Origin of the sequence: Arcobacter acticola, assembly GCF_013177675.1 — a bacterium.
GTDB lineage: Bacteria > Campylobacterota > Campylobacteria > Campylobacterales > Arcobacteraceae > Aliarcobacter > Aliarcobacter acticola.
This window is the reverse complement of record NZ_CP042652.1, coordinates 850470-862631: the sequence shown is the minus strand read 5'-3', so window position 1 is coordinate 862631 and position 12162 is coordinate 850470. Positions and strand designations below refer to the sequence as shown.

Sequence of the window (12162 nt, the reverse complement as noted above, 5' to 3'; positions counted from 1 at the left end):
AATCTAAATAGGATAAGAATTGTCTTAATTGATTTATTTTAAATTACTTAAGTATAAATAAGTAACAAAAATCAATTTAGATTTTCTATTAAATTATTTTTTTTAAAATTTACGGAGCATTATATTCAAATAAAAATAAATAAAAAGAGTTATAAATAAAGTTTTGTTAAGTTTAGAATGAGATAATAACAAAAATATTTATAGAAGGTTTAAAATGAAAAAAATTATTTCAATTATTACACTTACTTTCTTATCTCTATTCTTTGTTGCATGTGACAATAAATCAGAAATAAAAAGTGAGAAAAAAGAAGAGAAACAAGTATTAAAAGTAGGCATGGAATTAGCTTATCCTCCATTTGAGATGAGCGATAAAGATGGGAATCCACAAGGGGTGTCAGTTGATTTTGCTAAAAAACTCGGTGATTATTTAGGAAAAGAAGTTGTTATTGAAAATACAGCATGGAGTGGATTAATTCCATCACTTAAAACTGGAAAAATTGATTTAATTATCTCTTCAATGACAATTACAGATGAAAGAAAAAAATCTATTGATTTTTCTATTCCCTATGCACAAACAGCACTAGCTATACTTGCAAATAAAGAATCAAATGTAAATTCTATTGATGATTTAAATGTTGCAGGTAAAAAAATTGCTGTTAAAAAAGGCTCAACTGGACATATTTATGCAACAGAAAATCTAAAAAATGCTGAAATTTTAGTATTTGATAAAGAAAATGCTTGTGTTTTAGAAGTTGTTCAAGGAAAAGCTGATGGATTTTTGTATGATCAGTTAACAATTTATAAAAATTATGCTCAACATAAAGATACAACAGTAGCACTTTTAAAACCATTTCAAAAAGATTTTGAATACTGGGGAGTTGCACTTAGACAAAATGATCCTTTAAAAGATCAGGTTAATGAATTTATTACAAAAGCAAAAGCAGATGGTACATTTGCAACTTTTGCACAAACTCATTTAAAAGATGCAAAAGCAACTTTTGATGAATTAAATATTCCATTTTTCTTTTAGGATAAAATTATATTTAATTTAAAAAAATACTTCATTCATGAATTAGACTTCAAGAAAATAAATCCTTTATCAAAAAGGGTTTATTTTTTTAATTTTTTATTAATCTCTATTTTAATCTGTTCATCTATTTATATTATGTTTTCAAGTATGACTTACAATTTTAACTGGGCCCATGTATATGAGTACAAACAAAAATTTATAAATGGTTTTTTTATGACTGTAATAATTTCTTTTTTTGCACTAATATTAAGTTTCTTGATTGGATTATTTTTTGCTTATGCTCAAAATTCAAAATTAATAATATTAAGATTCTTTGCTAGATTTTATATAGAGATTATAAGAGGTACACCATTACTTGTACAAATACTGATTTTCTTTTATGTATTTGCAAATAATTTAGGTTTTGAAAATAGATATATTGTAGGAACTTGTATTTTGGCTATTTTTTCAGGAGCTTATGTATGTGAAATTATAAGAGCAGCTATTGAATCAATAGAAAAAGAGCAGTTTGAAACATCATTAAGTTTAGGAATGTCTAACTATCAAATGTATCGTTATATCATCTTCCCTCAAGCTTTTAAAAGAATGCTTCCCGCACTTACGGGGCAGTTTGCCTCAATTATAAAAGACTCTTCATTATTATCAATAATTGCTATTAGTGAATTTACAATGAATGCTCAAGAAGTTGATGCAATCACTTACTCAACATTAGAGAGTTATATTCCTCTTGCTATTGGATATTTAATCTTAACTTATCCTATTTCATACTATACTAAGAGCTTAGAAAAAAAGATTAAATAATAAAAGTTTTAGAAGACTTTTCTTCTAAAACTCACTACTAAAGGTAGCAAGATAATTAATAATATCTCCATTTTCATTTTTCAAAGAACTAATTTTCAAGTATTCTTCATAAATCGTTCCATCTTTTTTAATATTTTTTAAATATCCACTCCACTTCTCATTTACTTTTATTTCATTCCACATATTTTTATAAAACTCTTTATTTTGTAAATTCGAAGCTAGTATTGATGGATTCTTTCCATATACTTCATTTAATTCATAACCTGTTATTTTACTAAATGCTTTATTTATTAAAATAATATTATTATTTTCATCTGTAATAATTATTCCTTCTAAGGATTGCTCAAATATTTTTAAAGATAATTCAACTTTAAGTTCAGCATTTCTTTTACTATTTGATTCAATAAGTAAATTTTTATGTAGATTTTTTATTGCATTTTGTAGTTTTCCTATTTCATCATTTGAAGCTTTTTGTGGAAATTCTACTTTTTTATTATTTGCAATATCATCAACTATTTTACTTAATTTTGTAAGTGGCTTAGAAATTATATTTGAAATAAAAACACCAATTATGCTTGCTATTAATCCTAAAAATATACTAATTAATAAAATTGTACTTGTGTTTTGCTCAGCAATTCTAAATGCATCATCAAGTGGTTGTCGTACTATTACTTTCCATGAAAAACCCTTATATTCTTCAAACCCATTACTTACACTACTTGCAGTAAGATATTCAAAATTATTATTCCAATCAATTATTTTATAACTTGCTTTATCTGATTCAAATGATTGTGCAACATTTGATGAAACTTCTGAAATATTAGTTCTTTCTGTGTTTTCAGGCCCAACTAAAATCAATCCATCTTTTGATAATAGAAAAATTTCTACACCATGTTCTTTTTGGATACTTCTAATTACATCTCTTGTCCATTGCCAAGTTAAATGAGTACATAAGACACCTAATGTTTTTCCTTCTTTACTAATAACAGGAAAAGCAACATCAGAAAAGTATATAGCTTCACCACTATTATTTGGTAAAAGCTTTGCTAAAAGTAGTGCATCATGAACATCTCCTATATAAGGTGACACTAGGCCATTTGGATGCCAAGGTCTAGCTTTTACATTTTTTCCTTCTAGATATTCGTTTGTACCAACTTGAACTGTACCATCTACTAAAGCATAACCAATCCATTCATGATGATTATAATTATCTTTTATTTTTTGTATAAACTCTCTTTTTTCTTCTATAGTACTATTTTCACTAGTCATTACGGGCAAGGAAGATGCAAATTTCATTTCTCTATATCTTTCTAACATTTCTCTATCAAGAATATCATTAACTCTTTTTGATAATTTTATTAAAGATTCACCTGAATTTATCTCTAATTGTTTATTAGATACAGTATTAGAATAAAATCCTACCAATATTGCTACAACAAATGTTAAAATACCTACTAAAAATGAAAACTTTAAACTTATACTATACTTCATAAAACAAACCCTATTATAAATTTTTTCTATCTAAAATAATTGAAAAACACGCGCCCTTGTAACTATTAAAATAATAAGTAAACTCTTTATTCTCAACAGAAATATTTCCTTTTAATTTCTTATCAATAATCTCATATGCGCTAAAAAGTCCCAATCCCACTCCATTTGAATTATGTTTTGTGGTAAAGTATGGATCAAAAATCTTTTTTATTATACTTTTTGGTATTCCACCTGCGCTATCTTGTACTTCTATTATTATATGCTCTTTTTTTTCATAAATGCTAACTATTATCAAACCTTCATTTGTAAAGTCTTTCGCATTTTTTAATAAATTTATAATTACTTGCTTAAGTTCACTTTCATATGTAAATAGTTCAATATCATTTAAATTTTCTATTAAAATCACATTTTTACTACTTATTTCTTCTTTAAACATCAAAATACATTGATTAACAATATCTTTTAAGTTAAATTTTTTCTTTTCTAAATTACCTTCAAAATAATTTCTAAAATCCTCTATGGTATTAGATAAATAATTAGTATTCTTAAGTATTGCATTTAAATTTTCAATTAACTCTTTATCTTCTAAAATATTACACTCTTTTTTTAGTTTTAATCCACTTGCTAAAACAGAAATTATACTTAAAGGTTGGCGCCATTGATGGGAAATATTTTGAATCATTTCTCCTAATGCTGCCATTTTTGTTTGTTGAGATATTATATAATCTTTGTTTTTTTCTGATTGAATTTTTCTATATTTGTAGTTAATATAAAAAAAATAAATCAATATGAATAAAAATAAAATAAAAAGCATTTTATAATAGTTGTACATTACTTGCTCTATATAATCTGAATTTTTATATAAAACCATATAAGCTGAATTTATTTCATTTTCTACATTTTTAATAGGTAAAAAAGATATTGCTAAATATTTTCCATCAATTTTTTTATATAGCGAAAACATTTGACTATTTTGCATTTTTGATGAAATTAGCTCTTTTTCATCTTCTGTATAAAAATTTTTGCTTGAATAATGAATGAACTCTTTATTATCTTCTTTATATATATAATCTTTATTTTCATTACTTAGAGCCACTTGCAAATTCAACCATCATAAACTAGTGAATTTGTAAGACTACCGAACTTCTCAACCAGATCTTTTTAACTTTTAATCATTTTACTGCTTTATGGGTCAATTTTAGTTAAAAGCTTTTATTGGGTGCGTGCTTGATGGTCGCGTTGTAAAAGTGAGCTAATTTTAGTGTGTTTAGCTAAAAAGTCATGTCACCAGTTTCAAACTCTGATGAATACAAACTGAAAGTATTCCAAATGCTAGGACGGAAGCTACTTTTGTAGCTCCTTGATAGTAAATTGTATTACACCCGAAATCTTCTTTGAGGTATTTATTTACTCGCTCAACCATACTTCTTTGGTTATAGTGATGTGTATCAGAACTTTGAACAAGGCTTAACATTTCAAACTTCTTTTGTTCATCTTTTTGAACTTCTATTTTTACTTTGAGTTCTTTCGAGTTTTTAGGATTGATGTCTATGATTGGACGATGTCCTAATGCAGTTGAAAACTCTCTAATAATATCTGCATCATATCCTGCATCTTGTAAGTCATAAAGATAGTTCACTCTTTTGCTTGTTTCTTGTATCAAAGGGAGTGATACTGATGAGTCATGTACATTAGCACCTGAATAAAATGCTATTATTGGTATATCTCCATCTACTGCACTAATATGCAGTTTACCGCCTATCCATACTTCTTTATTGCCTTTGGAATTTTGTTTTATACCAACTCCGCACTCTGTAGAGACTAAACATAGCATCTCTTCTACTGTTTGCATTTCTTTTTGTTGTTCTAATATCTTTGGTTTTATTGCTTCTCTTGCTTCGCCTTTTTTAGGACGACCAGCTTTTCTCTTGACCTTTTTTACTTTCTCTTTTTTTACAGCTTTTTCTCTGAGTGGTATTTTTGTGGCATCTGTTGCATTATAAAAAAATGTCTTTTGACTTAGATACTCTTTGACAAACTGTTCATGAGTCTTCTGAGCTATATTTAAATCACTTAATTCTTTGAATACTCTACTAAATTTCGATTCACTTGGAATATCATTTGTATATCTCCATCCACACAATACTCGTAGTGTTCTGTCAATACGAAGTCTATCTATAAGGTCTCGTGTTGTTTGGAGATTATAAACACTTTTTGCTATAAAAGCTCTCGCAATCTCTTCCCTATCCTTTGGAGTATTTGTGAGAGATACTACTATAACATTTTTCTCAATTTGTGCAAAATCTAATATCTTGATAAGTTTTTGCTCTTTATTTGATAACTCATCTAATCTAAGTTCCTCTTTTAAAGCAGGAAAAAGTGAGTTTTCAAGATTTAAAACCTTAGTCCATATTTTAGATAGACTTGAAGATATTTTTGGTAAAATAGTTTCCATAAGTTGAATCGCTCTTCTGTTAAATTTTTGTAGTAAAAAATTATAACTTATCTGAAGTTCAATTCAACTTTTTAAAATTTAAATCAGCTTAAATTACGGGTTGTTTTTTATAATCTGCAAGTGGCTCCTTATTTTAAACTCTTTTAAATATTCGGGGAAAATTTTATATTCAGCTATAGATTTTTTAATTAAAAAATGACTATCAACATTAAAATTCATTTCAAAATTCTTTTCAAAAAAATCAGAACTAACAGACAATTCAACACTCCCTATATGAAACAATTTCTCATCAAATAAAGGATAAACAAATCTAAAACCATCTACTATTTTTCCTATTTCAAATCCATGAACTGGCTTTAGATTTTTATTAACTTCAGAAACACTAAATCTATAATCACTTAGATTATCTCCAAATGTATCAATCTTATGCATTCTTAAAAAACTAGTATTATCAGGAAAATGAAAGTGAACTTGATAAAACTTGTAACCTAATAATCTATTATAATCAGCAATCAAGTTATCATATAATTTTTTTCTATATACAGCTTTAGTTGCATCATCTTTTTTATAAGCATATTTTACAAGATTGTAAATTTCAGGTTTATTTACTATTCCATAAAAACTATTTTGAGAAAGTTTATTAAAATTGTCATAAATAGTATGGTATTGCGTTGCATATAATAGTTCTGTATTTATCAAAAAATTATTAATATTATTTTCCATCTGAGTTTTAAAGTAATAAAATGATGAAAAAAGTAGGAAGAAAAATATCACTATTGATAAAAGTGATTCTTTTAAAAAATTTTTTAGATTATTAATATTCATTTATACTTTTCGATATGTTTAGATAAGCTATTGTAACATAAAGTCTATAAAATTACTTTAGATTATTTCACTTAAATAATTATTTGTTCATTAAAGAAGAGGATTAAAAACAAAAAAAATAAGATAAAATAGTGACAATTAAATAAATCTTTTAAATAGGATAGATTTTATCCTATTTAAGTATTTCTTAATAATTATGGTGTTATATTTCAAATAGGACTATTTATATCCTATTTAAAAAATTCAAATAAAATATTGGAGAAGTCATGAGCGAAAACAAACAAATACATGACGTAATAAACAAAGAATATAAACTCGGATTTGAGACTTTAGTACAAAGTGATACTTTTGCAAAAGGATTAAATGAAGATGTAATAAGAGCAATAAGTGCCAAAAAAGATGAACCATCATGGCTTTTAGATTTTAGGCTTAAAGCCTATGCTAAATGGCTAAAAATGGAAGAGCCATCATGGGCACATTTAAACTATCCAAAAATTGATTATCAAGATATTGCTTATTATTCAGCACCAAGAAAAGCTTTAGATTCTTTAGATGAAGTGGATCCAGAAATATTAAAAACTTATGAAAAATTAGGAATTCCACTTGAAGAACAAAAACAATTAGCAGGTGTTAAAACAGTTGCAGTTGATGCTGTATTTGACTCAGTTTCAGTAAAAACAACATATCAAGATGAGCTTGAAAAACTAGGAATCATCTTTTGTTCAATTTCTGAAGCAGCTCATAAATATCCTGAGCTTGTAAAAGAGTATTTAGCATCAGTTGTACCTGTTGTTGATAACTATTTTGCCTGTTTAAATAGTGCAGTATTTACAGATGGAAGTTTTGTATATATTCCACCAAACACACGTTGTCCGATGGAATTATCAACTTACTTTAGAATAAACGCCCTTGATACAGGACAATTTGAAAGAACTTTAATCATCTGTGATGAGAACTCTTATGTATCATATAATGAAGGATGTTCAGCTCCCACAAGAGATGAAAGACAACTTCATGCAGCAGTTGTTGAATTAGTTACATTAAAAGATGCACAAATAAAATATTCAACTATTCAAAACTGGTTTCCAGGTGATGATAAAGGAAAAGGTGGAATTTTAAACTTCGTTACAAAAAGAGGTTTATGTAAAGGTGATAATTCAAAAATATCTTGGACACAAGTTGAAACAGGATCTGCAATTACTTGGAAATATCCTTCCTGTATACTTGCTGGTGACAATAGCGTTGGAGAATTTTACTCAGTTGCCATCGCTTCTAAATCTCAGCAAGCAGACACAGGAACAAAAATGGTTCATTTAGGTAAAAATACTAAATCAACTATTATTTCAAAAGGAATTTCAGCAATGCATGGTGTAAATGCATATAGAGGACTTGTAAGAGTTGGGAAAAATGCTAGCAATGCTAGAAATATTTCTGAGTGTGATTCACTTTTAATTGGAAATAAATGTCATGCTCATACTTATCCATATCATGAAATTAGAAATAGCTCTGCAAATATAGAACACGAAGCTACAACTTCAAAAATCTCTGAAGAGCAATTATTTTATATTTCCCAAAGAGGAATAAGTGAAGAAAATGCAATAGCTATGATCGTAAATGGTTTTTGTAAAGAAGTTTTAAAAGAATTACCAATGGAATTTGCAGCAGAAGCAAAAGAATTATTAAGCATATCATTAGAAGGAAGTGTGGGTTAAATCATGGAAAAAAATACAGTATTAAAAATAGAAAACTTAGAAGTAAGTATAAATGAAACACAGATTTTAAAAGGTTTAAATTTAGAAATTAAAGAAGGTGAAGTTCACGCTTTAATGGGAACAAATGGAGCTGGAAAATCTACTTTAGTAAAAACATTAAGTGCACACTATGACTGTGTTGTTACAAATGGAGCAATAACTTACAAAAAGAAAAACCTTCTTGATTTAGATGTAGCGCAAAGAGCCAATGAAGGTATTTTTATGAGTTTCCAATCTCCTATTGAAGTTCCAGGAGTAAATAACAGCTACTTTTTAAAAACAGCAATAAATGAAAAAAGAAAATATAACGGTTTAGAAGAAATCGATGCTATGGAATTTTTGAAAAATGTAAAAGAAGAAACAAATAAATTTAATATTGATAGAAAACTATTACAAAGAGATTTAAATGCAGGATTTTCAGGTGGTGAGAAAAAAAGAAATGAATTAGTTCAACTTTTAATGCTACAACCTGATTTAATTTTATTAGATGAAATAGATTCAGGACTTGATGTTGATGCTATTAAAACTGTTGCAAATGTAATAAATTCTATGCTAGATGGTAAGAGATCAATTTTAATGATTACTCACTATGATAGACTTCTTGAGTTAATTAAACCAGATTTTGTACATATTTTAAATGATGGGAAAATTGCAAAAACAGGAGATTATACTTTAGCTTTAGAACTAGATGAAAAAGGTTATGAAGCAATAGGAATTAAAGATGAAAATAAATGATATAAAAGGATTAATCCTTCCTAATAAAAAAGATGAAGAGTTCTTAAAAATCAATCTTGATGCCCTATTCTCTTATGATTTTAAAGAGCAGCAAACTTATGAATTTGATATTATGGGATTAGAAACTATTGAAGATAAAAACACTTATGATAGTATTTTATTTGATATTACAAGAAGTATTGATAACACTCAAAAAGTTATCACTATAAATAAAAATATTGCAGAGCCTATTTTTTTAATTCATAAAATAAAAGAAGATGAAACATTTTTTACAAATTCACTAAAAATAAAAGTTGCAAAAGGTATAAAAGCTCAACTAGTTGAAGTTTTTGTAACAAACTCTAAGAACAGTTTATATAGTGTAAATAGAAATTTTGAACTTGATGAAAATGCAAACTTAGAGTATGTAAAAGTTCAAGATATAAATGAATCTAACTCTTTTATATTTAACTCGAATATTGAGCAAAAAAACAGTTCAAATATTGATTTTACAAACTTTGAGTATGGAAATGGATTTATCTTAAATAATTTTATAAACAATATTAATAGTGAAAAAATCACTTATAATCTAAATGGTTTAGTAAAATTAAAAGATGATACAACTTGTTCAAATCTTATAAAAACAGTTCATAATGCGCAAAGTTCGATTAGTGATATAAACTATAAACACTCTTTAAAAGATAGTTCAAAAGCAGTGTTTAAAGCCAAATCACTTGTAAATGAAACAGCTTTATTTACAAAAGCTTTTCAAAATACAAATACAATATTATTAAGTGATGATGCTGTGATTTTTGCTCAACCACATCTTGAGATTAATATAGATGAACTAGAAGCAAGTCATGGAGCAACAACTGGAACTTTAGATAAAGAGCAACTTTTATATCTAGAATCAAGAGGAATACCAAAAGAGTTGGCATATGATATTTTACTAAAAGCTTTTGAAGAAAAAATTGCTAATAATATAAAAGATGAAATTATCAAAGAGTTCATAGAAATTTATGAAAGAAGTAAATATGTTTAAAAAAGATTTTCCATATTTTCAAAACTCTCAAATAATTTATTTGGATAATGGAGCAACAACTCAAAAACCAAAATCTGTGATTGATTCACAAGTTGAGTATTATGAAAAGTATTGTTCAAATACCCATAGAAGTAATTTTGGTCATGCAAATAAAGCAACACAAGAGTTTGAAAATACAAGAGTTATTTTAAAAGATTTTATAAATGCATCTTCAAAAGAAGAAATTATCTTTACAAAAGGTGTAACGGAATCTATAAATTTTATTGCAAGTTCATTTGCTGCAAATTTTAAAACAGTAATTATTTCTTCGCTTGAACACCATTCAAATATCGTACCTTGGCATATGCAAGGAAGATCTTTGGGAAATGGTCTTGAAGTTGTAAATTGTAATGATAATTTAGATTTTGATATGAAACATTTTGAACAGTTATTAAAAGCAAATCCACATTCATTTGTAAGTGTAACTCATATTTCAAATGCCTTTGGAAAAATCCATGATATTGAAGCTATTACAAAATTAGCTCATTCTTATGGTGCAGTTGTTTTAATAGATGGTGCTCAAAGTTTAGCTCATATGAAAGTAGATATGCAATATTTTGATTGTGATTTTTTTGCTATTTCAGGCCATAAAACATTTGCACCAACAGGTGTTGGAGCTATTTATGTAAAAGAAAAACATTTAAAAGAGTTAAAACCTTATCAAACAGGAGGAGCAACTATTCATGAAGTGGATTTTAATAGCTCAACTCTACTTGATTCTCCATATAAATTTGAAGCAGGAACTCAAAATATAGCAGGTGTTATAGGGTTTGGAAAAGCTTTAGAGTATATTGATAAAATTGGATATGAAAATATTGAAGCAATTGAAAATAGTGTTTATACATATTTAAATGAACAACTCTCTACTCTTCCTGATATTATATTTTATAATGATATTAGTGATTCTATAGGAAGTAGAAGTTTTAACTTTAAAGGTATAGTTCATGATGATATTGGAATTTTAGTTGATAAAATGAAAATAGCTCTAAGAGTTGGTCATCATTGTGCTCAACCTATAATGAAAAAATTAGGTGTAAAAGGAACAATAAGAGTTTCAACGGCATTTTATAATAATTTTAAAGATGTAGATGCACTAATTGTTGCACTTAAAAAAGCTTTGGATATGTTAAAGGATTAAAATTGAATATTATAGAAAAAAGAGTAAATGATATAAAAGAAGACTTAGATTTTTTTGAAGATGAATTACAAAAATATGAATATATTATTGATTTAGGTAAAAAATTAGAAGCATTTGATGAAAAAGATAAAGTAGCAGAAAATATAGTTCATGGTTGCACATCACAAGTTTGGCTAACCCATGAAATAAAAGATGGAAAGATGTATTTTCATGGAACTAGTGATGCAATAATCGTTAAAGGTTTAGTTTATATGATTTTACAAATCTTCTCTGATTCTACTATTGAAGAATTAAAGCAAATTGATATGGATATAGTTCATGAACTAAAATTAAGTGAAGTTATTACTCCAAATAGACAAAGTGGAGTAATTGGAATGATGAAAAAAATAAAAGAATATGCAATAAACGCATAAAGGATAGAAAATGGAAACAACTTTTGATTTAAAAGATATAGAAGAAAAAGTAATAGTAAATTTAAAAAATGTATTCGATCCTGAAATACCAACAAATATTTATGACCTAGGATTGATTTATAATATAGAGTTTGATATAAACAGCAATTACTTATATTGTACTATAACTATGACTCTTACAAGCCCAACATGCCCAGTAGCAGAAAGCTTACTAGAGCAAGTAAAATATGTAGCATTAGCTGTTGATGAAATAGATGAAGCTTTTGTAAAACTAGTTTTTAACCCACCTTGGGATCCATCTATGATGAGTGAAGACGCAAGAGAAGTAATGGGAGCAAGTGGAGCAGCTATGGCTTTTTAAGCCATAGTTTTTAAAATTATCTAAAAATTTATCATTTTTCAAACTATATTGGCTAAATAAGTATACAATAGAAAAAAAGCTAATAAGGAAAAAAATGAGAAA

Annotated in this window: 12 protein-coding genes; 8 read left to right on the top strand and 4 right to left on the bottom strand. The window is 26.8% G+C overall.

Going from position 1 to position 12162, the window contains the following annotated elements:
* Positions 1-214: 214 nt before the first annotated feature.
* Entirely contained in the window at positions 215-1030 is an 816-nt protein-coding gene (locus AACT_RS04450; protein WP_172125338.1) for a transporter substrate-binding domain-containing protein, read from the top strand.
* 135 nt (positions 1031-1165) lie between these two features.
* Positions 1166-1831 carry an amino acid ABC transporter permease gene (locus tag AACT_RS04445; protein WP_172125336.1) on the top strand — a complete coding sequence of 222 codons (666 nt, stop codon included), beginning with the start codon at positions 1166-1168 and terminating at the stop codon, positions 1829-1831.
* 24 nt (positions 1832-1855) lie between these two features.
* Here the strand turns inward: AACT_RS04445 and AACT_RS04440 are convergent, their stop codons facing one another.
* The 4 genes from AACT_RS04440 to AACT_RS04425 form a co-directional block, all read right to left on the bottom strand.
* Entirely contained in the window at positions 1856-3322 is a 1467-nt protein-coding gene (locus AACT_RS04440) for a PAS domain S-box protein (protein WP_172125334.1), read from the bottom strand.
* Between the two features lie 13 nt (positions 3323-3335).
* Positions 3336-4418 carry a sensor histidine kinase gene (locus tag AACT_RS04435; RefSeq protein WP_228720563.1) on the bottom strand — a complete coding sequence of 361 codons (1083 nt, stop codon included), beginning with the start codon at positions 4416-4418 and terminating at the stop codon, positions 3336-3338.
* Between the two features lie 183 nt (positions 4419-4601).
* A complete protein-coding gene (locus AACT_RS04430) occupies positions 4602-5777 on the bottom strand; it encodes a transposase (protein WP_079580386.1) in 1176 nt (391 codons plus the stop codon).
* A gap of 93 nt (positions 5778-5870) precedes the next feature.
* Positions 5871-6602, bottom strand: coding sequence for a cache domain-containing protein (locus AACT_RS04425; RefSeq protein WP_172125330.1), 732 nt, complete (start codon positions 6600-6602; stop codon positions 5871-5873).
* A 266-nt stretch (positions 6603-6868) separates the two neighbouring features.
* Between AACT_RS04425 and sufB the strand changes: the two genes are divergently transcribed.
* Genes sufB through AACT_RS04395 form a run of 6 tightly spaced genes read left to right on the top strand, consistent with a single transcriptional unit; the run spans position 6869 to position 12060 of the window.
* Positions 6869-8314: a Fe-S cluster assembly protein SufB gene (gene sufB, locus AACT_RS04420; protein ID WP_172125328.1), complete on the top strand. Its 1446-nt coding sequence runs from the start codon at positions 6869-6871 to the stop codon at positions 8312-8314.
* Positions 8315-8317: 3 nt separating this feature from the next.
* Positions 8318-9088: a Fe-S cluster assembly ATPase SufC gene (gene sufC, locus AACT_RS04415; RefSeq protein ID WP_172125326.1), complete on the top strand. Its 771-nt coding sequence runs from the start codon at positions 8318-8320 to the stop codon at positions 9086-9088.
* Positions 9075-10109: a SufB/SufD family protein gene (locus AACT_RS04410; protein WP_172125324.1), complete on the top strand. Its 1035-nt coding sequence runs from the start codon at positions 9075-9077 to the stop codon at positions 10107-10109. Before sufC ends, AACT_RS04410 begins: the two co-directional genes overlap by 14 nt.
* Positions 10087-11286 (top strand): aminotransferase class V-fold PLP-dependent enzyme, encoded by a 1200-nt coding sequence (locus AACT_RS04405; RefSeq protein WP_228720538.1) that lies wholly within the window; start codon positions 10087-10089, stop codon positions 11284-11286. Before AACT_RS04410 ends, AACT_RS04405 begins: the two co-directional genes overlap by 23 nt.
* Before the next feature lie 2 nt (positions 11287-11288).
* Positions 11289-11699, top strand: a complete 411-nt coding sequence (locus tag AACT_RS04400) for a SufE family protein (RefSeq protein ID WP_172125322.1) — start codon at positions 11289-11291, stop codon at positions 11697-11699.
* Positions 11700-11709: 10 nt separating this feature from the next.
* Complete coding sequence (locus AACT_RS04395) at positions 11710-12060, top strand: metal-sulfur cluster assembly factor (RefSeq protein WP_172125320.1); 351 nt, start codon at positions 11710-11712, stop codon at positions 12058-12060.
* The last annotated feature ends 102 nt before the right edge of the window (positions 12061-12162 follow it).

Bases quoted from the DNA above. Each gene is read 5' to 3' on its own strand.
- AACT_RS04410 (WP_172125324.1), top strand. From the start codon at position 9,075: ATGAAAATAAATGATATAAAAGGATTAATCCTTCCTAATAAAAAAGAT.
- AACT_RS04405 (WP_228720538.1), top strand. From the start codon at position 10,087: ATGAAAGAAGTAAATATGTTTAAAAAAGATTTTCCATATTTTCAAAAC.
- sufB (WP_172125328.1), top strand. From the start codon at position 6,869: ATGAGCGAAAACAAACAAATACATGACGTAATAAACAAAGAATATAAA.
- AACT_RS04425 (WP_172125330.1), bottom strand. From the start codon at position 6,602: ATGAATATTAATAATCTAAAAAATTTTTTAAAAGAATCACTTTTATCA.
- AACT_RS04445 (WP_172125336.1), top strand. From the start codon at position 1,166: ATGTTTTCAAGTATGACTTACAATTTTAACTGGGCCCATGTATATGAG.
- sufC (WP_172125326.1), top strand. From the start codon at position 8,318: ATGGAAAAAAATACAGTATTAAAAATAGAAAACTTAGAAGTAAGTATA.
- AACT_RS04440 (WP_172125334.1), bottom strand. From the start codon at position 3,322: ATGAAGTATAGTATAAGTTTAAAGTTTTCATTTTTAGTAGGTATTTTA.
- AACT_RS04450 (WP_172125338.1), top strand. From the start codon at position 215: ATGAAAAAAATTATTTCAATTATTACACTTACTTTCTTATCTCTATTC.
- AACT_RS04395 (WP_172125320.1), top strand. From the start codon at position 11,710: ATGGAAACAACTTTTGATTTAAAAGATATAGAAGAAAAAGTAATAGTA.
- AACT_RS04430 (WP_079580386.1), bottom strand. From the start codon at position 5,777: ATGGAAACTATTTTACCAAAAATATCTTCAAGTCTATCTAAAATATGG.